Source organism: Stutzerimonas chloritidismutans AW-1 (assembly GCF_000495915.1).
Lineage (GTDB): Bacteria > Pseudomonadota > Gammaproteobacteria > Pseudomonadales > Pseudomonadaceae > Stutzerimonas > Stutzerimonas chloritidismutans.
Window position 1 is genome coordinate 15259 of sequence record NZ_AOFQ01000030.1, and the last position, 25087, is coordinate 40345.

Annotated in this window: 25 protein-coding genes; 14 read left to right on the plus strand and 11 right to left on the minus strand. The window is 63.8% G+C overall.

The genetic code is table 11. The features are described from left to right. Nucleotides 1-6 precede the first annotated feature (6 nt). On the minus strand, nt 7-2193 hold the full coding sequence (locus F753_RS34850; protein WP_023445119.1) for a patatin-like phospholipase family protein: 2187 nt from the start codon (nt 2191-2193) through the stop codon (nt 7-9). A gap of 111 nt (nt 2194-2304) precedes the next feature. Between F753_RS34850 and F753_RS34855 the strand changes: the two genes are divergently transcribed. Then, entirely contained in the window at nt 2305-2532 is a 228-nt protein-coding gene (locus tag F753_RS34855) for an Rdx family protein (protein WP_051375865.1), read from the plus strand. A gap of 3 nt (nt 2533-2535) precedes the next feature. Here F753_RS34855 and F753_RS34860 read toward each other — a convergent pair whose 3' ends face one another. From F753_RS34860 to F753_RS34875, 4 genes are all read right to left on the minus strand, one after another. Beyond that, a complete protein-coding gene (locus tag F753_RS34860) occupies nt 2536-3414 on the minus strand; it encodes a DMT family transporter (RefSeq protein ID WP_023445121.1) in 879 nt (292 codons plus the stop codon). Nucleotides 3415-3541: 127 nt separating this feature from the next. Beyond that, complete coding sequence (locus F753_RS34865) at nt 3542-4300, minus strand: helix-turn-helix transcriptional regulator (RefSeq protein ID WP_023445122.1); 759 nt, start codon at nt 4298-4300, stop codon at nt 3542-3544. Nucleotides 4301-4500: 200 nt separating this feature from the next. Further along, nucleotides 4501-5889, minus strand: coding sequence for an adenylate/guanylate cyclase domain-containing protein (locus F753_RS34870; protein ID WP_023445123.1), 1389 nt, complete (start codon nt 5887-5889; stop codon nt 4501-4503). 256 nt (nt 5890-6145) lie between these two features. Beyond that, nucleotides 6146-6463 carry an Mpo1-like protein gene (locus F753_RS34875; protein WP_023445124.1) on the minus strand — a complete coding sequence of 106 codons (318 nt, stop codon included), beginning with the start codon at nt 6461-6463 and terminating at the stop codon, nt 6146-6148. Between the two features lie 125 nt (nt 6464-6588). On the opposite strand from F753_RS34875, the gene F753_RS34880 reads away from it, so the two are divergent. Both F753_RS34880 and F753_RS34885 read left to right on the plus strand, forming a co-directional pair. Beyond that, on the plus strand, nt 6589-7602 hold the full coding sequence (locus F753_RS34880; protein ID WP_023445125.1) for an AraC family transcriptional regulator: 1014 nt from the start codon (nt 6589-6591) through the stop codon (nt 7600-7602). Nucleotides 7603-7681: 79 nt separating this feature from the next. Then, nucleotides 7682-8614 (plus strand): DUF808 domain-containing protein, encoded by a 933-nt coding sequence (locus F753_RS34885; protein ID WP_023445126.1) that lies wholly within the window; start codon nt 7682-7684, stop codon nt 8612-8614. 1 nt (nt 8615) lies between these two features. On the opposite strand, the gene F753_RS34890 is transcribed toward F753_RS34885, so the two are convergent. After that, the gene (locus F753_RS34890) at nt 8616-10067 is read right to left on the minus strand and encodes a TrkH family potassium uptake protein (RefSeq protein ID WP_023445127.1); all 1452 of its coding nucleotides are present in this window, start codon (nt 10065-10067) and stop codon (nt 8616-8618) included. 188 nt (nt 10068-10255) lie between these two features. On the opposite strand from F753_RS34890, the gene F753_RS0124870 reads away from it, so the two are divergent. Both F753_RS0124870 and F753_RS34895 read left to right on the plus strand, forming a co-directional pair. Further along, complete coding sequence (locus tag F753_RS0124870) at nt 10256-10627, plus strand: YkgJ family cysteine cluster protein (RefSeq protein WP_003300645.1); 372 nt, start codon at nt 10256-10258, stop codon at nt 10625-10627. Nucleotides 10628-10890: 263 nt separating this feature from the next. Beyond that, nucleotides 10891-11454: an NAD(P)H nitroreductase gene (locus tag F753_RS34895; RefSeq protein WP_014820754.1), complete on the plus strand. Its 564-nt coding sequence runs from the start codon at nt 10891-10893 to the stop codon at nt 11452-11454. Here the strand turns inward: F753_RS34895 and F753_RS34900 are convergent. The 5 genes from F753_RS34900 to F753_RS34920 form a co-directional block, all read right to left on the minus strand. Beyond that, nucleotides 11448-12806, minus strand: coding sequence for a sensor histidine kinase (locus F753_RS34900; protein WP_023445129.1), 1359 nt, complete (start codon nt 12804-12806; stop codon nt 11448-11450). The two genes, F753_RS34895 and F753_RS34900, sit on opposite strands and share 7 nt — an antisense overlap. Before the next feature lie 90 nt (nt 12807-12896). Next, on the minus strand, nt 12897-13310 hold the full coding sequence (locus tag F753_RS34905) for a Spy/CpxP family protein refolding chaperone (RefSeq protein WP_023445130.1): 414 nt from the start codon (nt 13308-13310) through the stop codon (nt 12897-12899). A gap of 139 nt (nt 13311-13449) precedes the next feature. Further along, on the minus strand, nt 13450-14127 hold the full coding sequence (locus F753_RS34910) for a response regulator transcription factor (RefSeq protein WP_014820751.1): 678 nt from the start codon (nt 14125-14127) through the stop codon (nt 13450-13452). Between the two features lie 14 nt (nt 14128-14141). Then, nucleotides 14142-14519 carry an SH3 domain-containing protein gene (locus tag F753_RS34915; protein ID WP_023445131.1) on the minus strand — a complete coding sequence of 126 codons (378 nt, stop codon included), beginning with the start codon at nt 14517-14519 and terminating at the stop codon, nt 14142-14144. 66 nt (nt 14520-14585) lie between these two features. Continuing rightward, nucleotides 14586-14885, minus strand: coding sequence for a YciI family protein (locus F753_RS34920; RefSeq protein WP_003294265.1), 300 nt, complete (start codon nt 14883-14885; stop codon nt 14586-14588). 413 nt (nt 14886-15298) lie between these two features. Between F753_RS34920 and F753_RS34925 the strand changes: the two genes are divergently transcribed. The 9 genes from F753_RS34925 to F753_RS34965 all read left to right on the plus strand — a co-directional run bounded on the left by F753_RS34925 (nt 15299) and on the right by F753_RS34965 (nt 25024). After that, complete coding sequence (locus F753_RS34925; protein WP_023445132.1) at nt 15299-16165, plus strand: PHP domain-containing protein; 867 nt, start codon at nt 15299-15301, stop codon at nt 16163-16165. Nucleotides 16166-16178: 13 nt separating this feature from the next. After that, nucleotides 16179-16802 carry an L-threonylcarbamoyladenylate synthase gene (locus F753_RS34930; RefSeq protein WP_014820748.1) on the plus strand — a complete coding sequence of 208 codons (624 nt, stop codon included), beginning with the start codon at nt 16179-16181 and terminating at the stop codon, nt 16800-16802. A 180-nt stretch (nt 16803-16982) separates the two neighbouring features. Further along, on the plus strand, nt 16983-18188 hold the full coding sequence (locus tag F753_RS34935) for a tryptophan--tRNA ligase (protein WP_023445133.1): 1206 nt from the start codon (nt 16983-16985) through the stop codon (nt 18186-18188). 34 nt (nt 18189-18222) lie between these two features. Continuing rightward, on the plus strand, nt 18223-19044 hold the full coding sequence (locus F753_RS34940) for a segregation and condensation protein A (protein WP_023445134.1): 822 nt from the start codon (nt 18223-18225) through the stop codon (nt 19042-19044). A gap of 19 nt (nt 19045-19063) precedes the next feature. Further along, complete coding sequence (gene scpB, locus F753_RS34945; RefSeq protein WP_023445135.1) at nt 19064-19840, plus strand: SMC-Scp complex subunit ScpB; 777 nt, start codon at nt 19064-19066, stop codon at nt 19838-19840. A gap of 169 nt (nt 19841-20009) precedes the next feature. Further along, nucleotides 20010-21839 (plus strand): phosphogluconate dehydratase, encoded by a 1830-nt coding sequence (gene edd / locus F753_RS34950; protein WP_023445136.1) that lies wholly within the window; start codon nt 20010-20012, stop codon nt 21837-21839. Beyond that, entirely contained in the window at nt 21836-22798 is a 963-nt protein-coding gene (locus F753_RS34955; protein ID WP_023445137.1) for a glucokinase, read from the plus strand. The genes edd and F753_RS34955 overlap by 4 nt, the downstream gene beginning before the upstream one ends. Nucleotides 22799-22854: 56 nt before the next feature. After that, on the plus strand, nt 22855-23589 hold the full coding sequence (locus tag F753_RS34960; protein ID WP_023445138.1) for a response regulator: 735 nt from the start codon (nt 22855-22857) through the stop codon (nt 23587-23589). Further along, nucleotides 23573-25024: an ATP-binding protein gene (locus F753_RS34965; protein ID WP_023445139.1), complete on the plus strand. Its 1452-nt coding sequence runs from the start codon at nt 23573-23575 to the stop codon at nt 25022-25024. Before F753_RS34960 ends, F753_RS34965 begins: the two co-directional genes overlap by 17 nt. Nucleotides 25025-25087 lie beyond the last annotated feature (63 nt).

Below are 25087 nucleotides of genomic sequence, written 5' to 3' on the forward strand. Positions count from 1 at the left end.
GCCGGTCTAGAAGCTGCGCCCCAGATTCATGTACAGCGCCTGTTCGTCCTCGTCATTGAAGCCGTAGCCGAAGTTCAGTGGCCCCAGTGGCGTGTCGTAGCCGAGAAAGATGCTAGCGGCGTTGATATAGCCGCTGTCGAAGGCATTGTCGGCATTCCAGGCGCGACCGCGCTCCAGTGATCCACCGAGATAGAGCGGGAAGTCCAGCGGCTGAAACGCTCGCGGCGTCACGCGACGGTAGTACACCATGCGCGCCAGGCTGACGTTCTGGCCGGCCAGGGCATCCTGACGGAAGCCCGACAGCTGACGCGCGCCGCCAAGCAGAAAGCTCGACGTCACCACTTCCGCGTCATCCAGCGTGCGACCGTAGCGCCCACCGAGCACCCAGGTGTTGGCACCGTGGCTGAGTGCCTTGTCCAGCTTGAGGTGCCACTGTCGATAACGCTGGTCCGAACTCAGGCTGGGGTCATACTGACGCATGGTCAGGCGGATATCCTCGCCTTCGCGGGGAAAGTCGATGTTGTCGAGGGTGTCGAACGAGTACTGCAGCTCGTAGTAGCCCTCGGTAAAGCTGAAGTCGGGTAGATCCTGTTCGCCGATTCGCACATCGGCCTCACCCCAGGCCTGGCCGATTCCAAAGCGGATCTCGCCATTGTTGGCGATCTGTCTGCCGAGATTGAGACCGTAGCCGTAGCGTTGCAGGCGGTACTCGGCAATCGGATCGTTGTCGAGAATGGACTCGACGTTCTGCGCCTCGACGAACAGGTTCGGCGCGACGAACCAGCGCGAGCCGGCATCCAGCGGCTGGTAGAACTCGCTGTAGAGTTCCTGCCGATCACCCAGCTGCAGCCGGGTAAGCCACTCGGCACCCAGTTCGTTGATGCCGTTCTTCCGATAACTCGCACCGAGGTTGAATACGCTGTCGCCGCGGAAGTCGTCGGACAGGCTCAGGCCCAGTCGCAGGTAATCGGTGCCGGTGCGCTTCTCGCGGGCGTTGATGACCAACGTATTGCCGAGCTTGCCGCGTTGAACGCGATATTCCACGCGCTCGAAATAGTCCAGGCCATAAAGGGTGCCCATGTCCTTCTGCAGGTCCTCCAGATCCAGCGGTTCACCGATCGGCTGGCGGACATGCCGGCGGATCACCGCATCGCTGACCTTCGAGTCGTTCTCCACCCTAATAGCGGTGATGACCGGTGTTCGCGGGTCGCTGGAGCGCGCAAGGCTCAGTGCCGGATTGCCACCGGTGGTGATGCGCATTTCGGCAAGACGTCCCTCCAGAGCCAACGTGGCACGGTAGCCGGCATCGACCAGCTGTTCGGCGCGGGCGAAGTCGGTGGAGCCGTAAGCGGCCAACGGCGGCTGGATCAGAAGGTCCTGCGACTGCAGGGTGGCCAGCTGCGCTTCGGAGTTGCGGCGGGTCATCATGGTGGTGGTCTGGTTGAGCACGTCGACTACTGTCAGCAATTCCTTGCGCGGCTTGAGCGGCGTGCCGATGTCCACCACGATCAGGCGGTCGACGCCCATGTCGCGTGCCACGTCCATCGGGATGTTGTCGACCATGCCGCCATCCACCAGCAGGCGGCCGTCCAGCTCCACCGGTGCGAACACGGCCGGAATCGACATGCTGGCGCGAATCACCTGGGGCAGGTGGCCGCTGCGAAAGACCACCTTTTCATCGTTGGCAATATCCGTGGCCACCGCACGGAAGGGGATCGGCAGCTGGTCGAAGTCGCGGGTGTCGCTGGCGTGCACCAGCAGGCGCTCGAGCAGCAGCGCGAGGTTCTGCCCTTGAATCACGCCCAGCGGCAGGCCGAGGCTGCCGTCGTCGCGGAAGCTGAGCTTCTGCTTGATGAGGAAATCACGGTCGTCCTGCTTGCGGCGGTAGGGGATGTCCTGGCGCGGCGGATCGTCGGACAGCACTTGCTGCCAGTCGAGGGTCAATGCCAGGCGCTCGAGTTCGGCAACGCTGTAGCCTGCTGCGTATAACCCGCCGACCACCGCGCCCATGCTGGTGCCGGCGATGGCGTCGATGCGTACGCCTTGTTCTTCCAGCGCCTTGAGCACGCCGACATGAGCCAGCCCGCGCGCCGCACCGCCAGACAGGACGAGCCCGGTCTTCGGCTGAGCCGGCTCGGCGAACAGCGGCGGCAGGGTTAACAGCATCAGCAGGGAAACGAACAGGCGGAGCATGGCTGAACCGGGGAAGGGTGAAGAGGCGGCTATTATAGGCCGCCGTATCCCCTTCGGAGCTGTCCTGAATGACCGCAAGCAAACCGGAAATCGTGCACCCAGTGTCAGTGGCTGCTGCGTGCTGCCTGGCTCGCACAGGAGCTGCTGTCGACCTTTGCCGATGACCTGGGCCGCGTCTGTCTGGTGCCCGCCACAGGCGGCACCTTCCATATCAGCTGCGATGGCGTGCAGATCTGGGAGCGCAAGCTCGATGGCGGCTTTCCCGAGGCGAAGGAGCTCAAGCAGCGCGTGCGTGATCGCATCGACCCGCAGCGCTCGTTGGGGCATAACGACCGCTGAGCGTCAGCTGGCCAGTTTCGGAACGACACTCGGCGGGCTTTTCAAGCGGCTGGTAACCACGCTGGCGATGATGATCAAGGCGCCGCCGAGCAGCATGCGCAGTGTTGGCTGCTCGCCGAACAGCCACCAGGCGAAGGCGATGCCGTAGACCGGTTCGAGAGCGAAGATCACCGACGTCGTGCGCGCCTTCAGGACCCGCAGGCTAGCGACGAACAGGCTGTGTGCGAGTCCGGTGCAGAGCACGCCGAGCAGAGCAAGCCAGAGCCAGTCCTGCGCGGGTATCGCAGGTATCGCCGACCAGCAGAATGGCAGCAGGGCTGCGAGGATCGCCAGGTTTTGCCAGAGCGCCGAGCGAACCGGATCGAGGCCGCGGGTGACGGCACGGTTGAGCAGCGACAGGAGCGCGAACAGCAGGCCGGAAAGCACACCGTAGAGCAATCCGGCAGTCGGTCCGCTGCTGAGATCGAACGCCGGCGCGACAAGCAGCAGGCCGGCACAGACCAGCCCGACCATGGCGAACTCGATGGCGCGGGTGCGTTCGCGGAACAGCAGGCCTTCGAGCAGCACGGTGAAGGCGGGGAAGCTTGCAAAGCCCAGGGTTGCAATGCCGACGCCAGCGATCTTCACTGCGATGAAGAACGTCAACCAGTGCGCACCCAGCAACAGCCCGCCCAAGGCCAGCCCGCCACGCTGCCGCCAGTTTGGCGTCGCCCCGCTGGGTCGCAGCAACTGCGCCACCAGCAGCAGGGCCAGCACGGCGAACAGTGCACGACCAAAGGTGATGATCAGCGCCGAGCTTTCGGCCAGTTTTCCGAGCACGCCGGACAGGCCGAACATCAGCGCGCCAAGATGGATGGCCAACAGCGCGTTGCGCGGCGTCATGGAACGATCCACCCGAGCGAGTGGTGTATGCGTGCGGTGTGGTGTGAACGGATGAGTAGGGTCATGGCTACCTGAACCTTGCGAATCAGGACCATGCTAGGCCGTGGCTTGGAGTGTGTCTGTCGCGTCAGTCACCGGTTTTGTCGAGCAACTCGCGTCGCAGTGCGCGCGGTGTGCAGCCTCGTGCGCGAACCAGTGCGGCGGTGAAGGCGCTTTGCGAGGCATAGCCCACCTGCGCGGCGATCTCGCCGATCGGCAGGCGGGGGTCGTGCAACAGCGCCTCGGCATGCTGCAAGCGGCGCTGGCGTACGTGTTCCATCGGTGTTCGGCCCGTCTCGCGAAGAAAGCGCGCGTGCAGACCTGCCACAGACAACCCGGCGATACGGGCCAGGTCGGCAACCTGAAGCGGGTGGGATAGATGCTGATCGATGAAGGCATCGATAGCGGCGACCGGCAGCGCGTGCTGGTCATGGTGGATATGTTGTCCACTGGCCAGACTGGCGAGCAGGAGTACGGCGCCCTGTTCGGCAATCAATGGATCGTTGATCGGGCTGTGCGCCAGCCAGGCGACCAAGCGCTGCTGGCTGGCGTTCAGGCGCACGGTATCCGGCCGATCGATCAGACGCAGGCTGGGTTCGGTGTGGTGGCCCAAGCGCTGACGAACCCAGCTCTCCGACGGGAGATCGAGCACCAGGCAATGACTGCCGGTGACACTGGCACAGGCATGGTGAGTGGCGGACGGAATTACCGCGAGACTCTGCCCGCCGACGCGGCTGCCGCGCCCGGCAATCTCGAATTCCAGCAGTCCTTTCAGGCCGAACACCAGTTGCGGATGTTCGTGGCTGTGGGCAATGAGGTGATGATGGTAGTTGCGCAGCGATAGCATCTGGCGGCTGTCCCGAAGTAGGCCCGCTGACCAGCGGTCTGTGCGGTGAGTTGGTTGAGGCAAGCTCGGGTGAACATGGCTCGAAGACAATGCAGCACCGTATTGGGGCCTTGGGCGCCGAAATTGACCAACTGAACTTACCGAACAGACCACTTGGCCAGATTCGGTTAGTCGACGGCTGGCCGCCAGCGGTCAGAGAATCAGAGGATGACCTTGTCGCGAAGTTTCTCGGCCGCTTGCTGCAGTGCCTGAATCACGCGCTCCTTGTCGAAGTTCTGCACGCCGTTGGTATCCAGGTACATGGAGAAGCCGGGGAGTTCGTGCTCGACGAAACTGCAGGTGGCGCCAAGGTCGCGGCGGAAGTCCACCACCTGGTAGATCTGCACCGGGCGGGAGAAACCCTTGACCGCGATCTGGCCCTTGTCGCGGCACATGATGACGTCCTTGATCAGCGAATAGGTTTCGTGGGAGATCAGGATCTCGCTGGCCTCGGCGGCGCTTTCAAGACGGCTGGCCAGGTTCACTTCGCGCCCGATGATGGTGTAGTCCATGCGCGTATCGGCGCCGAAGTTGCCCACCGTGCAATAACCGGTGTTGATGCCCATGCGGATTTCCATGGGTTTGGTAATGCCCTGTGCGCGCCATTGCTGGCGCAGCACCTTCATGTGTTTGCGCATGGCGATGGCCATGGAAACCGCTGCCACCGCGTCTTTCTTGGCACCCTGGCTGGAAGGGTCGCCGAAGAACACCATCACGCAGTCGCCGACGAACTTGTCGATGGCGCCACCGTACTTCAGGGCAATCTTCGACATCTCGTTTAGGTAGTTGTTGAGCAGGTCGGTAAGGGCCTCGGCCTCCAGTTCCTCGGCCAGCTCGGTGAATCCCTTGATGTCGGAGAAGAACACGGTGAGCCGCTTGCGCTGGGTTTCCAGGCGAACGCTGCGCTTGCCGGTGAAGATCGACTCCCACACCTGGGGCGAGAGGTACTTGGCGAGGTTGCGTGCCAGGCGCGCGGCTTTGGCCTGCTCCGTTTCGATCTCCTTGCGCGCCTGGGCGAGGCGCTGGCCCTGCTGGTGCACGAAGTAGGCGGTGGCGCATATGTAAAAGGTCGTGAACAGAATGCTCACCAGAGAAACCAGTGGCGGTGTGGTACCGCGGTAGCTCAGAGGCACCACGAGAGATGCCACGCCGACCCCGACACCCACGCAGATCAGCGAGATGGCGAGGTTGCGCAGGCTGCCGCTCACCAGCGCGCTGAAGCTGAGTGTCAGCAGAAACATCAGGCTGGGCACGATCGAAAAACCGAGCAGCAATATGCCGGCACCGGCGTTCAAGGCATCCAGGCAGAGCAGAACCTGCGCCGTACGCTCGGGGTTATCGCGCTTGAAGCGATAGCTCAGGTGATAGGCCAGGTGCGGATAGAGCAGTGTATACGGCACCATCCACAGCAGGTCCATCGAGAAATACTGGGTGTAGGTACCGGCTGCCAGCGTTGCGGCGCAGATCAGGTAGGCGAGCACGCGGGAGTAGTACTCGCGCAACGGGCGAGTGGCGAGGCCATTGCGGCGCTCAACCGTAGTGGAAGTCATGTGTGCGTACGATCCCTGGTAGTTTTTTCGACGCCGTTCTCTCGCGCCTTGCAGACTGACGCCAGGCTCGATCGTCGGGTCACCCTGCGAAGGCGACAGCTTTCGAGCTCATCAGCGACAGTCTCGCGATCACGGGGCCAGCTCGGCGATGGCCGGCCCCGCGAAAGCCGTCAGATCATAACCAAGCAACGCCGCATCGCCAAACCAGAGGATGAAAACAATGATGGCACCGGTCGGATAGCCGCGGTCATCAGGCTCAGAAGCGAATCCGGCCCGTCAGCATGTCCTTGAACATCACCCAATCGCCGAGAAAGCTGTAGAGCGGATACTGGAATGTCGCCGGCCGGTTCTTCTCGAAGATGAAGTGGCCGACCCAAGCGAAGCCATAACCGGCCACCGGCATCGCCAGCAACCAGAGCCACTGCTGAGTAAAGAGTGCGTAGCCAAGTATGCCCAACACCAGCAGGCTACCGACGAAGTGCAGGCGACGGCAGGTGGGGTTGCTGTGCTCCGCGAGATAGAACGGATAGAAATCGGCAAAGCGGCTGAAGCGTTCGGCGGTTTGCGTACTCATGGCGTACCTCCTGTTATTGTCGCGCACAGACTAGTCATCGCTAACCTTGCGTGTCAGTGACAATCAGGGCCAGTTTAGTAGCCTTGGGCGCAGCTGCCCCACCTATCGAAGAACAAGAAAACCCCATGACCGAACGCACCACTTCCTCGAGCTGGGCGCTGAGTATCGTCCAGGCCCTGGAATCCGCCGGGATCGATTGCCGCCAGTTGTTCATTGAGCTGCATCTGGACTATGCCGCCTTGAACGATCCTGACGCGCGCTTTGCCCAGGACGACATGACGCGCCTGTGGCAAAGCGCTGTGGTGGTTTCCGGTGACCCCGCGATTGGCCTGAATATGGCGCGCCAGGCGCGGCCGGCTGCACTGAACGTGGTCGGTTATGCACTGATGTCCAGCCGCAATCTCAAGGAAGGCTTCGCCAGATTGGTGCGCTACCAGCGGATCATCGCCGAGGGTGCCGATCTGGATTTCCAGCCCTGCGCACAGGGCTATCGGTTGAGTCTGACGATAATCGGCGACCGCTTGCCGCCAGCTAGGCAAAGTGCCGAAGGCTCCCTGGCAGGTTGCCTGACATTCTGCCGCTGGCTCACCGGAACGCCGTTGCTGCCGCTGGAAGTCAGCTTTCAGGGCCAACCGCCGGATGATCTTGTGCCCTATCGGCAGCTGTTCCAGGCGCCTTTGCGCTTCGACGCGCCTCGCTACGCGTTGCTGTTTCGCGAAGAGGATGTGGAAATGCCTTTGCCGACGGCCAACGAAGCGCTGGCGCAATTGCATGATCGTTTCGCCGGTGAGTACCTCTCGCGCTTCTCCGACAGCAAAGTTATGCATCGCGCGCGGCAGATACTCTGTCGATTGCTGCCGCAGGGCGAGCCCAGGCGCGAAGTCGTGGCGCAGGCGCTTTGCCTGTCGGAGCGCACCCTGCAACGGCGTTTGCAGGAGGAGGGCAACAGCTTCCAGCAATTGCTCGACGATACGCGTCGCGATCTGGCGGTGCAGCACCTGGCCCAGCCGGACCTGGCGCCGCTGGAAATCGCCTATCTGCTTGGCTTCGCCGATCCGAGCAATTTCTACCGGGCGTTCAAGCGCTGGTTCGGCGTCACGCCCGGCGAATACCGTCTGGCCGCGCGCTCACGCCAGTAGGAACCTGTGAAAGCCCACATAGCCTTAGCTAGAGAAGATCGGTTACTTATATGCGCCTTTCCATGATGGAGTGACCCAATTGGCCACCAGCCTGCTCGCGTTAATAGACGATATTGCGACCGTACTCGACGACGTCTCGCTCATGACCAAGGTGGCGGCCAAGAAGACCGCTGGCGTACTGGGCGACGATCTGGCACTCAATGCGCAGCAGGTGACCGGGGTGAATGCCGACCGGGAACTGCCTGTGGTGTGGGCAGTGGCCAAGGGCTCGTTTCGCAACAAGGCGATCCTGGTCCCCGCTGCGCTGCTGATCAGTGCCTTTCTGCCCTGGGCAATCACACCGCTGTTGATGCTCGGCGGCGCGTTTCTCTGTTACGAGGGGTTCGAGAAGCTGGCACACCGCTTCCTTCATAGCGATGACAGCGATCACGCGGAGACGGTGAAGGCGCTCGCCGACCCGTCCGTGGACATGGTGGCGTTCGAGAAGAAAAAGATCAGCGGCGCGGTGCGTACCGACTTCATCCTCTCCGCCGAAATCATCGCCATCACCCTCGGCACGGTCGCGGCCGCGTCGTTCAGTCAGCAGGTCATGGTTCTAGTGGGCATCGCCATCCTGATGACGATAGGCGTCTACGGGCTGGTAGCCGCCATCGTCAAGCTCGACGATCTTGGTCTGGCCCTGAGCAAGCGGGCCAGCGGTGTGGCCAGCGCCATCGGGCGAGGCATTCTGAGCGTCGCGCCGTGGCTGATGAAGTCGCTGTCGGTCATTGGCACCGCGGCGATGTTCATGGTGGGTGGCGGCATCCTCACCCACGGTATTCGCGCCGTGCATCATTTCATCGAGAACAGCGCCCACGAAGCGCTCGGGCTGCCCTATATCGGGGCGGTACTCGGCGGCTTGTTGCCGACGCTGCTCGATGCCGCATTCGGCATCGTCGCCGGCGGCGTGGTATTGGCGCTGGTTACGCTTGGCGGCCGGCTGTTCAAACGCGGCTCCGGCGCCGCGGCCTGAGTCAGTGGCGCCAGAAGGCCGGGGTCAGCAGCACCAGCACCGTGATGATCTCCAGGCGTCCCAGTAGCATGCCGATCGACAGCAGCCATTTTGCCGTGTCGGGCAGTGTGGAAAAGTTGCCGGCTGGCCCGATGATCTCGCCTAGCCCCGGGCCGACGTTGCAGACCGCGGTCGCCGCGCCCGTGAGCGCGGTGATCGGGTCAAGGCCCAGCAGCGCCAGGCACAGCGCCAGCACGCCGATGGTCATGGTGATGAAGAAGGAAAAGGTCAGGATCGAGCGAACGATTTCTTCGTCCAGATTGTGCCCGTTGTACTGCTGGCGGATTACCGCACGGGGGTGAATCAGCTGCTTGAAGTTGGCGCGTAGCAGCGAGTAGGCCACCTGGAATCGGAACATCTTCAACCCGCCTGACGTCGAGCCCGAGCAGCCGCCGACGAAGGTCAGGTAGAAGAATGCCATGACGGCGAAACCGCCCCACTGGGTGTAGTCATCCACCGCGAAACCGGTCGTAGTAACCACGGAAACCACGCTGAAGGTCACGATGCGCAGTGCATCCAGCGCCGGAATGTCATTGTTCAGCCAATACCAGCCGCTGAACAGCACGCTGGTGATGGTGAGCATCAGGACGAAGCCTCGCACCTGCTGATCCCTGAGCAGCGCCGTGCGGTGGCCTCGCAAGGTCATCACGTAGAGGGTGAACGGCAGGCTGCCGACGATCATGAAAAAGACCGCTACCCAGTGCGCGGACGGTCCGAACTTGCCCATCGATGCATCGGAGGTGGAAAAGCCGCCAGTGGCGACGGTCGACATCGCATGGTTGATGGCGTCGAACATGCTCATGCCGGTCAACAGGAAGGCCAGAAACGCGGCGACGGTAAACGTCACGTAGATGACCAGCAGGTACTGCCCGGCCACGTGCGAGCGCGGCATCACTTTCTCCGACCAGTCCGAGGACTCGGTCTGGAACAGCCGCATGCCACCGACTCGCAGCAGGGGCAGAATCGCGATCGCCATGCCGATGAAGCCGATGCCGCCCAGCCAGTGCAGCAGCGAGCGCCACATCAGCAGCCCGGGCGATGCGCTATCCAGTCCCGAGAGCACGGTGGCGCCAGTGGTGGTGATACCGGACATGGTTTCGAAGAAGGCGTCCGAATAGCTGATGTGCTGGATCAGCATCAGCGGCAAGGCGGCGAAACAGCAGACCACCACCCAGCTGATTGTGGTCAGGAAGTACATGTCTCGCGGCCGCAGGTTGGTGTTGGCCGGTCTACCCGGTGCGACAAGGGCGAAGCCGCAGGAAAAGGTGATCAGGCTGCCCCAGATGAATGCCTGCAGGTCATCGGTGCGTTCGAATGCCAGTAGGGTCAGCATCGGAATGATCATGCTGACGGCCAGGGTGATCAGGAAAATGCCGAGAATGAAACCGATGATGCGTAAGGTCGGCAGGGCCATGTAGAGGGTGCTCGGCACGGTGAAAGAGGGCGGACATTCTACTCGCGTCGCTCCGCCAGTAAACCGCCCGACGGCTGGTAGAAAAATGTTTTCTCGGCAGCCGTGGAGCCTCTTCCCAAGCGCAGCGCCATGAATAGAATACCCGCCCGGGCGCCGGCCCATTTCCGGTCTCTGGGTGTTCACCTTCCATGTCAATCGACAATCCCTGCCTCACGTGCGGCGCCTGCTGCGCGTACTTTCGTGTGTCCTTCTATTTTGGTGAATGCGTTTCTGCCGGCGGTGCGGTGCCGGACCAGCTGACGGTTCAGGTTTCGCCGTTTCATGTGGCCATGCTCGGGACCGAGAGCAAGCCTGCGCGCTGCGTCGGACTGCTGGGCGATGTCGGTTGCGGCGTGCGCTGCAGCATGTACGAGCAGCGTTCGAGCACCTGCCGCGAATTCGAGGCGTCCTGGGAGAACGGCGAGCACAATGCGCATTGCGACGCGGCGCGGGCGGCACACGGCCTGCCACCGCTGGTGCCGCCGCTGCAGCCGCAGCTCTCGCCGGATCGGGTGGCTTGACCTGGTGGGCTGTTTGGTAAGTTCGGTTGGTCAATTTCGGATGACCATAGCCCCGATACTGTGTTGCTGCTCCTTGCCATAAGCCCGCCATGACTCGTCGCAGCGCCTTGTCTCGGATTCATGTTCGTCCGAACTTGCCTCAACCAACTCACTGCACGGGCCACCAGCGCCGGCCGGCGCGTTGTTTGCGCTGTCGGCCGGCCATCACTCGCGGTACGTCGCCAACACCCTCTAGAATGTCCGACCCTTTCAGGAGGTAATGGATGGACGCTCTGGACCTGTTGCTCAACCGTGTATCTGTCACTCGCCTATGCGAGCCGGCACCCGATGCCGATCAACTCGATCTGCTTTTTCGTGCAGCCTTGCGTGCGCCGGATCACGGACAGTTGCACCCCTGGCGCTTCCTGACCGTCGAGGGCGATGCGCGCGGCAAGCTCGGTGAGCTGTTTGCCGACGCTCTGCAGGCCCGGCAGACCGATGCCTCGGACGAAGCGCTGCAGAAGGCGCGCAACATGCCGCTGCGTGCGCCGATGTTGATCGTGGTGATCGCCAGTCCGAAGGCGCACCCGAAAGTCCCGGAAGGCGAACAGGTGCTGGCTGCCGGCTGCGCGGCGCATGGTCTGCTGTTGGCCGCCCATGCTCAGGGGATTGGCGCGGTGTGGCGCACCGGTGAGTTCGCCTATGACCCGCATGTAATGAAGGGGCTGGGCCTGGCCGAGCAGGAACGTCTGCTGGGCTTCCTGTACCTGGGCACGCCGGAGGGCCGCATCCGTAGCGCTCCGGTGCTCGAGCCCGAGGCTTTCGTCAGCGCCTGGAACGGTCAGTGATGGGCCTGAATTTCTGACACCGTGCTTGCTGCGTTTGCCAACGGCAGACGCAGGCTCGCGATAAAGCCGCCATCGGGGTGGTTAGCCAGCTGCAGCTGCCCACCGTGGCGCTCGGCCGCACGGCGGGCGATGGCCAATCCGAGGCCATGCCCGGCTGCCGTTTGTCCTGGCGCTCGGAAGAAGGGTTGGCTCAGTTGCGGCAGGGGTTCGTCGGCGACTCCTGGCCCGTGGTCGCGCACACTCAGTACCAGCTCGTCACCGTCGCGCTGCGCGCGCAGCTCCACGGGCACGCCCTCGGGGTTGAAGCGCAGGGCGTTGCGCAACAGATTGTCCAGCGCACGTTCGAGCATTTCCGTCCAACCAGTGAATGCCAGGCCTGGCTCGACCCGGCTGTCGATACGCTGAGCGGGCGCGACGATCCGGGCGTTGTCCTCCAGTTGTTCGAACATCGCTGGCAGGTCGACGGCCGTTGTCGTGCCGGGTTCCGCATCCAGGCGCGAGAGTTCGAGAATCTCGCTGATCAACGCTTCCAGCCGATCGCATTCCTTGGCCAGTCGCGGCCAGATCACTTCGCGTTCGCTCGGGCTGGCGCGCTCGGCCAGTGCCTGGGCAATGCGCAGGCGCGCCAGCGGTGAGCGCAGTTCATGGGATACGTCGCGCAATAACTGGCGTTGACTGCCGATCAGCGCCTGCAGCCGTGCGCCCATGCGGTTGAAATCGCTCGCCAGCACGCCGAGTTCGTCGCGCCGTGTTGCCAGGCGGGCAAGGGACTGCTGCTGATAGCTGGTCTGTCCCAGATCGTGCACGGCACGGCGCAGGCGATCCAATGGGCGGGTGATGGACAGCGTCAGCAGCAGGCTGAAGCCGGTGAGCACCACCAGCGCGATGCCCAGCGCGCTGAGCGGCCAGGCCAGGCTGCCGCGATGCCAGGCCTGCAGTTCGGGATAGGGAATGCGGTAGATGAACAGGTAGGTTTCACCGCTGGTCGGGCTCGTGTAATCGGCGGTGAGGCGTCGCCAGGGCAGTGGGCGCTCGCGATCCTGATGGCGCGCTTCGAAGGCGGCGGCGCGGGCAGGGAAGGTGCCGCGGATGATTGGCTGGCCGTTTTCCGCCAGCACCTGTACATCGACCCGTGCACGATGGCGATGCTGTTCCAGCAGGCGCTGTGCAGCCAGCGGGCCCTGGCGCTCGTAGACCTCGGTCCAGGTTTCGGCGAGACCTTGCAGCGCCGGGTGGCGGCCGAGAATCCAGGCGTCCTGGTTCAGCGCATGGCCGAGCAGCATGGCCAGGCCGGCAACCAGTGCAATGGCCAGCCAGAAGGTTGCGAGTATGCGCCAGAACAGTGATCGCACTGGGTCTCTCCACGGCAAAGCCCGGCAGCTCCCACCGGCGTTCTGAACGCTTGGCGGAGGCTGCCGGGCAGGTTTCAGGAAGGGCGCAGATCAGTTCTTCTGATCGCGGTCCGCTTTCCATTTGAGGAACTCGGCACGTTCGGCGCGCTTTTCTTCCATCTTCTTCATGCCTTCGTCGAAGGCCTTGTGCTGCTCGGGCTTGAGCAGCGCGCGCATGCTCTGGTGGGTCTTCTCGCGGCTGGCGTCGAGATCGTTCTGCATGGCCTTGCGCTCGGCTTCGGGCAGCTTGTCGAGGTAGCGCTGGGTGATCTGCTGGCGCTGCCGCATCTGCTCGCCCATCAGCTTGCGCATTTCGCGTTGCTGGTCCTTTGTCAGGTCCAGGTCCTGAAACATGTGCGGGGCGTTCTTGCCGCCGTGATGACCGTCCTGCATGCCGCCAGGCATGGCGAAAGCGAGGGTCGGAACGGCAGCGGCGAACAGCAGGGCTACGAGTGATTTGCGCATGGTGAAAACTCTCCTGTGTAGGGAAACCGGCCATACCGACGCGTTGCTCATTGGCGGCAGGTCTGTGACCGGATGAGTTCAGTCTACGCAGGGCAAGGTCAAGGGCGGTCAGCTCAGGGTAAAGCCTCGGTAAAGACGATCAGACGGCGTACAGATAGCCGCGACTGCGCAGGGCGACGATCCGTGGGCTGCCGTCGGCGTGCGGACCAAGCTTGCGCCGCAGGTTACTGACGTGCATGTCGAGGCTGCGGTCGTAGAGGGTGAGCTTACGTCCCAGGGCGTGCTGGGCAAGGGTCTGCTTGTCGATAGGCTCGCCCGGTTGCGCGAGCAGCGTTTCGAGGATGCGGCCTTCGGAGAGCGTCAGGCTGACGTCATGACCGCCGACGCTGGCCACGCCGCGTGCCGGGCTGTAGCAGAGATCGCCGAACTCGACCTGGCTGGGCGTCGCGGTCGGCTGGCTGCGGCGCAACACGGCACGCAGGCGTGCGGTGAGCTCGCGCGGGTCGCAGGGCTTGGCCAGGTAATCGTCTGCGCCAAGTTCCAGGCCGAGAATCCGATCCAGTGGCTCGCCGCGACCCGACAGCATCAGCACCGGCAGATCGGGATGTTCACTGCGCAGTTGCTTGAGCAGCTCCAGGCCACTGCCGTCGGGCAGCATCACGTCCAGGACCACCGCGGCTGGCTGGTGCTGCGCCAGCGCCTGGCGTGCACTGTTGCCATCGTGGCAGGCATGGGCGACGAAACCTTCCTGAGCGAGCCAGCTGATCAGCAGCTCGCAGAGTTCTTCGTCATCGTCGATAAGCAGCAATTCACTCATGTCGGCTCAGGTACTCAGTTGAGCCACTGGCGTCGACGGCGGCCGCGCGTGACCAGCAGGCCCAGGGTGAAACTGACGACCCCGACAGCACCACCGACGGCGAACCACTGTTGCTGTTCGTTCAGCATCGCGGGCAGCACTTTTGCCTGCTCGGTCTGCAACTGCAGGCGCAAGCGGCGATTTTCCTCGCGCAGACGCAGCAGCAAGGCCTCCGTGGTGTCGGTGCTCGGGCCGGCAGGCTCTGGCTCGGCTACGGCGTCAAGCTCGTCGTATTCGGCGGGGTCGCCGGGCTCGGTCACCGGAACAGCAGGTTCCGTTATTGCTTCCTCGGCATACAGCGCCGGGGTGAGCAGGGTCAGGGCAAACAGCAGGGCAAGCGATCGTTGACGCATCGGAACTCCTATTTCCTTACGAGGCCGTGGGCTGCCAGCGGCCGGGCTATTTCCTGCTGTGTCGGCTCAGGGCAGTACTTTCTTGAAGGGCTTGACCACCACGTTCACGTATACGCCGGCGGCCTTGTACGGATCGGCGTCGGCCCACTGCTGCGCGGCTTCCAGCGAATCGAACTCGGCGACTACCAGACTGCCGCTGAACCCGGCTTCGCCCGGGTCGTTGCTGTCGATGGCTGGGTGCGGGCCGGCGAGAACCAGGCGGCCTTCGTTCTTCAGCTGCTCCAGGCGTGCCAGGTGGGCTGGGCGAGTGGCGAGGCGGTCCTGCAGGGAATTCGGTGCGTCTGTGGCGATAACGGCGTAGAGCATGGTCGATCCTCGTTCGCGTAGGGGCGTATATAAAAAAGTACAGAAAGCCCGGCATGGTGACAGTGCCGGCGCGGCTTGTTTGTCGCGCGGGTCCAGGCGCTACAACGGACCGCGCCGTGCAGCGCGGCATCATAGCAAACGGCGCTTGCGACGGAAGCGCTGCGCTTTCCCCTGCTGCAGCGGTTGATGGCACGCAGGATCGTATCGGCGGTCGAAGCAAGAGCGGTTTGCGGCGCCTGCAGCGCTGGCTGGCCGTAATGACGGTGACGACACGAGCCAAAGCGCCGGTGCGGCGTTAGACTAGTCGGCCGTTTGCGCCGGAGCACCCCGTCTTTCGGGCCGGTGAAGCCTTATCGCCGCAGGCTTACGGATTCTTATCGAGGTGTCTGCATCTCACTGGAGCGCGTTACCAGATGATTGTCGATCTGCATTGCCACAGCACCGCCTCGGACGGCGCGCTGGCGCCTGCCAAACTGGTGGAGCGAGCCCATGCGCGTGGTATCGAGATGCTGGCGCTCACCGACCACGACACGGTCGACGGCCTTGCCGAGGCGCGGGCAACTGCGCAGGCGCTCGGCATGCAGCTGGTCAATGGCATCGAGCTTTCTTGCCTGTGGAACGGGGCTACCATTCATGTATTGGGCTACGCCTTCGACGCTGATGCGCCTGCGCTGCAACAGGCGATCGCACAACTGCACGAAGGACGTTGGCGCCGCGCCGAACTGATCGGCCAGCGCCTCGAAGCGAAGGGGATGCCGGGTGCGCTGGAAGGCGCGCGGGCGCTTCAGCAGGAACTCGGCGACAGTGGCAACGCACCGGCGCGACCGCATTTCGCCGATTTTCTCGTGCGTGCCGGTCATGTCCGCGACCGTGCCGAAGCGTTTCGCAAATGGCTGGGTTCGGGCAAGCTCGGCGACGTCAAGCAGCATTGGCCGAGCCTGGAGCAGACAGTCCAGACCTTGCGTGACGCAGGTGCGTGGATCAGCCTGGCGCACCCGTGGCAGTACGATTTCACTCGCAGCAAGCGGCGCCGGCTGGTGATCGATTTCGCCCAGGCCGGCGGTCACGCGCTGGAGGTGGTCAACGGCATGCAGCCGCTGGAACAGGTCGGCGGTCTGTCGATCCTGGTACGTGAGTTGGGCCTGATGGCCACAGTGGGCAGTGATTTCCATGCGCCCGGCGACTGGTCGGAACTGGGGCTGTACCGCAGCCTGCCGGAGGACCTGTCGCCGCTTTGGGGACATTTCGATCATGAGCGCCGCATACCTGCTGCCAGCTGAACAGGGAGTTTCCATGAGCCAGTTCTTTCAGATCCATCCGGACAACCCACAACCGCGCCTGATCAAACAGGCCGTGGAAATCATCCGCAAGGGCGGGGTAGTGGTCTACCCGACCGACTCCAGTTATGCCGTCGGCTGCTCGATGGGTAACAAGGCCGGCATCGAACGCATTCGCCGGCTGCGCCAGCTCGATGACAAGCACAACTTTACGCTGGCCTGTCGCGATCTGTCGCAGCTTGGCCTTTTCGCCAAGGTCGATACCGCGGCCTTTCGCCTGCTCAAGGCTCATCTGCCCGGTCCCTACACGATCATCCTGTCGGCTACCCGCGAGGTGCCGCGCATGTTGCTGCACCCCAAGCGCCGCACCATCGGCCTGCGCGTGCCGGCACAGCCGATCGCCCAGGCGCTGCTGGAAGAACTCGGTGAGCCGCTGATGAGCGTCAGCCTGATCCTTCCCGGTGAAGACCTGCCGATGAGCGACCCCTACGAGATGCGTGACGCGCTGGAGCATCAGGTAGACCTGATCATCGATGGCGGTTACGGTGGCCTCGAAGCATCGACCGTGGTCAGCCTGGTCGACGATCGGCCTGAAGTGATACGGGTCGGCTGCGGCGATCCCGAACCCTTCATGGCTTGAGCCTGGATGGCGAGCGTGCCTGTACAACATCTGGCCTGTCGGTGAGAGGGTTGAGGCAAGTCGGATGAACATGGCTCCGAGACAAGGCGCGGCGACGCGGTATCTGGGCCATGGGCACCGAAATTGACCAACTGAACTTACCAAACAGGCCAATTAATCAAGGACACCCTTTTGAGCTCCATGGATTCACAGCGGCGCGTGGTTTCCGGCATGCGTCCCAGCGGCCGGCTTCATCTCGGTCACTACAACGGCGTATTGAAGAATTGGGTCAGGCTGCAGCACGAGTACGAGTGTTTCTTCTGCATCGTCGACTGGCACGCGCTGACCACCGACTACGAAAGCTCCGGCGAAATCTCGCAGAACATCATGGATATGGCGGTGGACTGGCTGGCTGCCGGCGTCAGTCCCAGTTCAGCGACGCTGTTCATCCAGTCACAGGTGCCGGAGCACGCCGAGCTGCACCTGCTGCTGTCGATGATCTGCCCACTGGGCTGGCTGGAGCGGGTGCCATCCTACAAGGAGCTGCAGCAGAATCTGCAGCACAAGGACCTGGATACCTATGGCTTCCTCGGATATCCACTGCTGCAGGCGGCGGACATTCTGATCTATCGTGCCGGGCTGGTGCCGGTCGGCGCCGACCAGCTGCCGCATATCGAATTCGCCCGCGACGTGGCGCGACGTTTCAACCATCTCTATGGCCGCGAAGCGGATTTCGAGGACAAGGCCGAAGCGGCGATCCGCAAGCTCGGCAAGAAGACCTCCAAGCTGTACGTCAGCCTGCGCAAGAGCTATCAGGAGCAGGGCGACGTCGAGGCGCTGAACACCGCCCGTGCGGTCATCAAGGAACAGCAGACCATCACCATCGGCGATCAGGAGCGGCTTTACGGCTACCTGGAAGGCTGCGGCAAGCTGCTGCTGCCGGAACCGCAGGCGCTGCTCGGCGAGCAACCGAAGATTTCCGGGCTCGACGGCGGCAAGATGGCCAAGTCCAACAGCAATGCGATCTACCTGCGCGATACGTCGAACGAGATCGAGGAGAAGATTCGCCGTATGCCCACCGATCCGGCCCGCGTGCATCGCAGCGACCCCGGTGAACCGACGCGCTGCCCGGTGTGGCAGATGCATCTGGTGCACTCCGAAGAGGCCGTCTGCCAGTGGGCAGAGCAGGGTTGCCGCAGCGCCGGCATCGGCTGCCTGGAGTGCAAGGGGCCGCTGATCGACTCGATCAAGGCTGATCTGACACCCCTGCAGGAACGCGCGCTGGACTACGAGCAGAATCCCGACCTGGTCCGCAGCATCCTCGCAGAAGGTGCGGAGCACGCCCGTGACGAGGCCCGTGAGACGCTGATCGAAGTTCGCCAGGCGATGGGCCTGAATTACCGCTGAGCGGCGCATAAGCGGCCGGCTCCGAAGGATTTTCATGCAGCACACCGAGTCCCCCAGTCCCGAAGCGATCCAGCCCGGCGAGCAGCTACGCCTGGCGCTGGTCTATGGCGAGGCGGTGACCGAGCTGCCGCTGGACCTCTACATTCCGCCGGATGCGCTGGAAGTCTTTCTCGAAGCCTTCGAAGGCCCGCTGGATCTTCTGCTCTACCTGATCCGCAAGCAGAACATCGACATCCTCGATATTCCGGTGGCCGAGATCACCCGGCAGTACATGGGTTACGTCGAGCTGATGAAATCGGTGCGCCTGGAGCTGGCCGCCGAGTATCTGGTGATGGCGGCGATGCTCGCCGAGATCAAGTCACGCATGCTGCTGCCGCGCTCGACCGAGGTCGCCGAAGAAGAGGATGATCCGCGCGCCGAGCTGATCCGCCGGCTGCAGGAGTACGAACGTTTCAAGGCCGCCGCCGAAGACATCGACGAGCTGCCACGGGTCGGCCGCGACCTGCAGGTGCCGCGTCTCGAGGCACCCGAGGCGCGGGCGCGCAAGCTGCTGCCGGACGTGAGCCTGGAAGAGCTGCTGGTGTCGATGGCCGAGGTGCTGCGCCGCGCCGACATGTTCGAGAGCCATCAGGTCACCCGCGAAGCGTTGTCGACCCGCGAGCGCATGAGCGAAGTGCTCGAACGACTGAAGGACGGTGGTTTCGTCCCCTTCGTGACGCTGTTCTGCATCGAGGAAGGGCGGCTCGGCGTGGTGGTGACCTTCATGGCTGTGCTCGAGCTGATCAAGGAGTCGCTGGTCGAGCTGGTGCAGAACGAACCCTTTGCGCCGATTCATGTGCGCAGCCGTACCGAATAGGCATTTGCAGGAGTCAATCGTGGACCTGTCCGATCCCAAGGATCTCGCTTCGCTGCTCGAAGCCTTTCTGCTCGCATCCGGCAAACCGCTATCCCTGGAGCGCCTCGGCGAACTCTTCGAGGAAGCCGAGCGGCCGTCTTCGGCACAGCTGAAGAAGGCCCTCGAAGTGCTGGAAAAGTCCTGCAAGGGCCGCGCCTTCGAGCTCAAGGAGGTCGCCAGCGGTTACCGCCTGCAGGTGCGTCAGCGCTTTTCGCCGTGGGTCGGTCGGCTCTGGGAAGAGCGTCCGCAGCGTTACTCCCGGGCGATGCTGGAAACCCTGGCGCTGATCGCCTATCGCCAGCCGATCACCCGTGGCGAGATCGAGGATATCCGCGGCGTCGCGGTGAACAGCCAAATCGTCAAGACGCTGCAGGAGCGCGAGTGGATTCGTGTGGTTGGCCATCGTGACGTGCCGGGACGCCCGGCGATGTTCGCCACCACCCGGCAGTTCCTCGACCATTTCAACCTGAAGAATCTGGATGAGCTGCCGCCGCTCGCCGTGCTGCGCGAAATGGAGCCCGAGTTGCGGCCGATACTCGACGATGAGGACGCTCCGGTGCCCGTCGCCTTGCAGGCGCGGGCCGATGAAGTTGCAGATGAGCCGCAGGCCCCACTGCGTGAGCAGACCAGCTTCCGCAGCCTGCTGGCCGAACTCGACGGCATGGAGCAGGGCCTGAAGACCGACTTCGACGATCTGCTGGAAGCCGAAGAAGAAACATCGGCAGACGAGCCGCGCGGAGACGAGCCTGCGCAATAAGCGCCAAGCCACCTCCAACCGGCGTACTCAGGCTCCTGGTCGCCGCTTCCATGCCGGCATCGCGTCGTGTCAGAACGCCAACTGACCCTGGATGGTTTATGGTTGTCTGAGCTTTCAACCAAGCGTTGAGCCCTTCAACCACAGTTGAATTTTGCAGCAGGAGTGAGGCATGCATCCGCGAGTTCTAGAAGTCACCGAGCGCCTGGTCGAGCGCAGCCGCAAGACCCGCGAGCGCTATCTGGCGATGATGGCCGCCGCCGCCAGTGAGGGTCCGCAGCGCGGCAAGCTGCAGTGTGCCAACTTTGCCCACGGTGTCGCCGGCTGCAATTCCGGCGAGGACAAGCAGAGCCTGCGCCTGATGAACGCGGCAAACGTGGCCATCGTCTCGGCGTACAACGACATGCTCTCGGCGCATCAGCCCTATGAGCATTTTCCGGAAATGATTCGCCAGGCGCTGCGTGAGATCGGCTCGGTCGGCCAGTACGCCGGCGGCGTCCCGGCGATGTGCGATGGCGTGACCCAGGGCGAGGCGGGCATGGAAATGAGCCTGGCCAGCCGCGAAGTGATCGCCATGAGCACGGCAGTCGCGCTGTCGCACAACATGTTCGATGCGGCATTGATGCTCGGCATCTGCGACAAGATCGTCCCGGGTCTGATGATCGGCGCGCTGCGCTTCGGCCATCTGCCGACCATCTTCGTGCCGGGCGGGCCGATGCCCTCGGGGATTCCGAACAAGGCGAAGGCCGAGGTGCGCCAGCGTTACGCCGAAGGCAAGGCCAGCCGCGAGGAGCTGCTGGAATCGGAGATGAAGTCCTATCACAGCCCCGGCACCTGCACCTTCTACGGCACCGCCAACACCAATCAGGTGGTGATGGAGATCATGGGCCTGCACCTGCCGGGCTCGTCGTTCGTCAACCCTTACACGCCGCTGCGCGATGCGCTGACCCGGGAGGCGGCGCACCAGGTCACGCGCCTGACCCATCAGGCCGGCAACTACACACCGCTGTGTCAGGTGGTTGACGAGAAATCCATCGTCAACTCGGTGGTCGCGCTCAATGCCACCGGAGGTTCGACCAACCACACCCTGCACATCCCGGCGTTCGCCCGCGCCGCCGGCATCCAGCTGACCTGGCAGGACATGGCCGATCTTTCCGAGGTGGTGCCGACGCTGGCCAAGGTCTACCCCAACGGCCAGGCCGACGTGAACCATTTCCACGCCTGTGGCGGGGGGCCGTTCATGGTGCGCACGCTGCTCGACGCCGGGCTGTTGCACGAGGACGTGCATACCGTCGTCGGCAAGGGCCTGCGGCGCTACATCCAGGAGCCCTTCCTCGACGGTGACAAGCTGGTGTGGCGCGATGGCCCGGCGCAGAGCCTTGACGAAAACATCCTCCGCCCGGCCGAGCGGCCATTCTCGCCGGAGGGCGGGCTGCGTGTGCTGGAAGGCAACCTCGGCCGCGGCGTGACGAAGATTTCTGCCGTGGCGCCCGAGCACCGTTTTGTCGAGGCGCCGGCGCGGGTATTCATCGACCAGAGCGAGCTGGCGGCAGCGTTCAAGGCCGGGGAGCTGGAGCGCGACTTCATTGCCGTGGTGCGTTTCCAGGGGCCGAAAGCCAATGGCATGCCCGAACTGCACAAGCTCACGCCGTTCCTCGGTGTGCTGCAGGACCGCGGCTACAAGGTGGCGCTGGTCACCGACGGGCGCATGTCCGGTGCCTCGGGCAAGGTGCCGGCGGCCATTCATGTCTGCCCGGAGGCACTGGACGGCGGGCCGCTGGCGCGGGTGCGCGATGGCGACATCCTCCGCGTCGACGGCGAGAACGGCGAACTGCGAGCACTGGTCGATCCCGCCGAATGGGATGCGCGGGAACCGGCGATTCGGCCCGAAGACATGGGCATCGGCTGCGGTCGAGAGCTCTTTGCCTTCATGCGCGCCTCGTTCAGCACGGCAGAGCAGGGCGCCAGTGCATTTACCGAGAGTCTGGAGGCGCTGAAGTGAAGACGGCGCTGGTTGGAGATATTGGCGGTACCAATGCACGTTTCGCGCTGTGGCGCGACCAGCGTATCGAGCAGATTCGCGTGATTCCCACGGCCGACCATGCGCGGCCGGAGCTGGCGATCCTTGCGTACCTGAGTGAAGTCGATCAGCCGCTGGAAACCCTCGAGGCGGTGTGCCTCGCCTGTGCCGGGCCGGTCGGGGGCGACCTGTTTCGTTTCACCAACAACCATTGGCAGCTGAGCCGCGAAGCCTTCTGCCGCGAGCTGGGCGTGAAGGAGCTGTTGCTGATCAACGACTTCACCGCCATGGCCCTCGGCATGACGCGGCTGCACGATGGTGAGCGCATCACGGTTTGCGATGGCGAGCCTGAACCGGGGCGGCCGCGGCTGGTCATAGGGCCCGGCACCGGGCTCGGAGTCGCCGGATTGCTGCCACTGTCTGGCGGCGGTTGGCGCGCCTTGCCGGGCGAGGGCGGGCATATCTGCCTTCCCGTCGGCAGCGAGCGCGAGGCGGCGATCTGGGCGCATCTGCATCGTTGGCTCGGCCATGTAAATGCCGAGGCAGTGCTCAGCGGTCCGGGGCTGCTGACGCTCTACCGCGCCTGCTGTGCACTGGACGGGCAGCAGGTGGCGTTCGATTCGCCCGCAGCTATCACCAAGGCCGCGCTGGCGGGCGACGCCTATGCGACCGCGGTGCTGGAGCAGTTCTGCCGCTGGTTGGGGCGTATCGTCGGCGATAACGTGCTGACCCTCGGTGCCCGCGGCGGCGTTTACATCGTCGGTGGAGTGGTGCCGCGTTTCGCCGAGATGTTCCTGCGCAGCGGTTTCAGCGAGGCGTTGCGCGAGAAGGGGCAGATGAGCCGTTATTTCGATCGCCTGCCGGTCTGGCTGGTGACCGCGCCGTATCCGGGCCTCGAGGGCGCGGGCGTGGCATTGCAACCGTTGTTGGAGGGAGCCTAGGCTGCGACATGGCGGGTCGACGGGGGACCCCATAACAACAAGAAAAGGGACGTGACGTGAGCCAAGCAGGTAAGAACATCCTTCTGGTCGACGACGATCAGGAAATCCGCGAACTGTTGCAGACCTATCTCAGCCGCTCGGGCTTTCATGTGCGCGGCGTGCCGGACGGCGGGCAGTTTCGCGCTGCGCTGTGTGCCGAACCGGCCGATCTGGTGATTCTCGACGTGATGCTGCCCGACGAGGACGGCTTCAGCCTGTGCCGCTGGATTCGCCAGCACGAGCGGTTGGCTTCGATGCCGATCATCATGCTTACCGCCAGCTCCGACGAGGCCGATCGGGTCGTCGGCCTGGAGCTGGGGGCCGACGACTACCTGGGTAAGCCGTTCAGCCCGCGCGAATTGCTCGCGCGGATCAAGGCACTGCTGCGACGCGTCAGCTTCGCTCAGGAACGCGGCAGTGATGTGTTGGCCTTCGATGAGTGGCGGCTGGACATGATCAGCCACCGCCTGTTCCACGCCGACGGCGAGGAGGTCTTTCTCTCCGGCGCCGATTTCTCCCTGCTCAAGCTGTTTCTCGATCATCCGCAGCAGATCCTCGACCGCGACACGATCGCCAACGCCACCCGTGGTCGCGAGGTGATGCCGCTGGAGCGTATCGTCGACATGGCGGTCAGTCGCCTGCGCCAGCGCCTGCGCGACACCGGCAAGTCGCCGCGGCTGATCCGCACGGTACGTGGCAGCGGTTACTTGTTGGCTACCCAGGTGACGCCGCACCATGAATCTGCGCACTGAGCGGCGGCGCCTGCGGCTGGGGCCACGTTCGCTGCTCGGACGGATGCTGTTGCTGACCCTGCTGGCGGTGTTGCTGGCCCAAGGCCTGTCGAGTCTGATCTGGCTGTCCCAGCTGCGCGCCAGCCAGATGGAAGGCTTGCTCACCAGCGCCCGCAGCCTGGCGCAGTCGATGGCGGCCAGCGTCAGCTACTTCCGTTCGCTGCCGCTGGGCTATCGCCCATTGGTGCTCGATCAGTTGCGCAGCATGGGCGGTACACGTTTCTTCGTGTCGCTCAACGACAAGCCGCTGGACATGGAGATCCTCCCGGAAACGCCGCGCAAGCGTGCTGTCCTGCATGAGGTGGAGCAGATATTGCGCCAGCGTTTGGGCGGCGCGGTGGACCTGAACATCGAGTTCGTCAGCCCCGATGACCTGCGCATCTTCAACAGCGGCATCACGCTCGATGAGTTGCCGCGCTCCTGGGCGCACTACGCGCTGGGCCTTGAACCACTGTCACCGCCGGTGCTGGTGACGCAGATCCAGATCGCCCCGCAGGAATGGCTCTATCTGGCCTCGCTGATGCCGGCTCCCTACGTCAGCCTGGAGGACGAGGGGCTGCCGGCCCAGCAGTTGTGGTTCATCGTGCTCACCAGCGCCTTTCTGCTGCTGTTCATCGGCCTGCTGGTGCGCTGGCAGAGCCGGCCGCTGAAGCGCCTGGCCAAGGCGGCGCGGGAGTTGTCGCTGGGCGCCGAGGTGCAGCCGCTGACCGAGGCCGGCGCCAGCGAGATCGTCGAGGTGAGCCGTGCCTTCAACAACATGCGCCAGCGCATCAGTCGCTACCTGACCGAGCGAGGCCAATTGTTCAGCGCGATTTCCCATGACCTGCGCACGCCCATCACGCGCCTGCGTCTGCGTGTCGAGCTGCTGGAAGATGAAGCCCAGCAGATCAAGTTCACCCGTGACCTCGACGAGCTGGAGCTGCTGGTCAAGGGCGCACTGCAATGCGTGAAGGACACCGACATCCACGAGAACATCGAGGCGGTGGATCTAAATCTGCTGCTCGAGCATATCGTCGAGCCCTATCAGGCCTGCGACCAGACCCGCGTGACTTTGGACGGCCGGGCTTCGGCGCCTTATCCGGGCAAACCGCTGGCTCTCAAGCGCTGCATCGGCAATCTGCTGGACAATGCCCTGAAGTACGGTGAGCGCGCCCACCTGCATGTTGAGGACGGCAAGGAGGCGCTGGTGCTGCACGTCGATGACGAGGGCCCGGGCGTGCCTGAGCAGCGTCTTGAGCATGTCTTCGAACCCCACGTGCGGCTGTCGGGGCAGCAGCAGGGCTACGGGCTGGGGCTCGGTATCGCACGGAATATCGCCCACGCCCACGGTGGCGAACTGAGCATGCGCAATCTGCAGCAGGGAGGGCTGAGGGTGACGCTGACCTTGCCGCGCTGATCCGGCTCAGTGCACTTCGTTACGATCGCTGCGGCTTTGTAACGGCTCTGTGACCATCGCCCA

Coding starts and splice junctions, on each gene's coding strand:
- edd (WP_023445136.1), top strand. CDS start 20,010: ATGCATCCGCGAGTTCTAGAAGTCACCGAGCGCCTGGTCGAGCGCAGC.
- F753_RS34935 (WP_023445133.1), top strand. CDS start 16,983: ATGGATTCACAGCGGCGCGTGGTTTCCGGCATGCGTCCCAGCGGCCGG.
- F753_RS34940 (WP_023445134.1), top strand. CDS start 18,223: ATGCAGCACACCGAGTCCCCCAGTCCCGAAGCGATCCAGCCCGGCGAG.
- F753_RS34925 (WP_023445132.1), top strand. CDS start 15,299: ATGATTGTCGATCTGCATTGCCACAGCACCGCCTCGGACGGCGCGCTG.
- F753_RS34895 (WP_014820754.1), top strand. CDS start 10,891: ATGGACGCTCTGGACCTGTTGCTCAACCGTGTATCTGTCACTCGCCTA.
- F753_RS0124870 (WP_003300645.1), top strand. CDS start 10,256: ATGTCAATCGACAATCCCTGCCTCACGTGCGGCGCCTGCTGCGCGTAC.
- F753_RS34965 (WP_023445139.1), top strand. CDS start 23,573: ATGAATCTGCGCACTGAGCGGCGGCGCCTGCGGCTGGGGCCACGTTCG.
- F753_RS34890 (WP_023445127.1), bottom strand. CDS start 10,067: ATGGCCCTGCCGACCTTACGCATCATCGGTTTCATTCTCGGCATTTTC.
- F753_RS34930 (WP_014820748.1), top strand. CDS start 16,179: ATGAGCCAGTTCTTTCAGATCCATCCGGACAACCCACAACCGCGCCTG.
- F753_RS34870 (WP_023445123.1), bottom strand. CDS start 5,889: ATGACTTCCACTACGGTTGAGCGCCGCAATGGCCTCGCCACTCGCCCG.
- F753_RS34910 (WP_014820751.1), bottom strand. CDS start 14,127: ATGAGTGAATTGCTGCTTATCGACGATGACGAAGAACTCTGCGAGCTG.
- F753_RS34875 (WP_023445124.1), bottom strand. CDS start 6,463: ATGAGTACGCAAACCGCCGAACGCTTCAGCCGCTTTGCCGATTTCTAT.
- F753_RS34865 (WP_023445122.1), bottom strand. CDS start 4,300: ATGCTATCGCTGCGCAACTACCATCATCACCTCATTGCCCACAGCCAC.
- F753_RS34920 (WP_003294265.1), bottom strand. CDS start 14,885: ATGCTCTACGCCGTTATCGCCACAGACGCACCGAATTCCCTGCAGGAC.
- F753_RS34915 (WP_023445131.1), bottom strand. CDS start 14,519: ATGCGTCAACGATCGCTTGCCCTGCTGTTTGCCCTGACCCTGCTCACC.
- F753_RS34860 (WP_023445121.1), bottom strand. CDS start 3,414: ATGACGCCGCGCAACGCGCTGTTGGCCATCCATCTTGGCGCGCTGATG.
- F753_RS34880 (WP_023445125.1), top strand. CDS start 6,589: ATGACCGAACGCACCACTTCCTCGAGCTGGGCGCTGAGTATCGTCCAG.
- F753_RS34905 (WP_023445130.1), bottom strand. CDS start 13,310: ATGCGCAAATCACTCGTAGCCCTGCTGTTCGCCGCTGCCGTTCCGACC.
- F753_RS34850 (WP_023445119.1), bottom strand. CDS start 2,193: ATGCTCCGCCTGTTCGTTTCCCTGCTGATGCTGTTAACCCTGCCGCCG.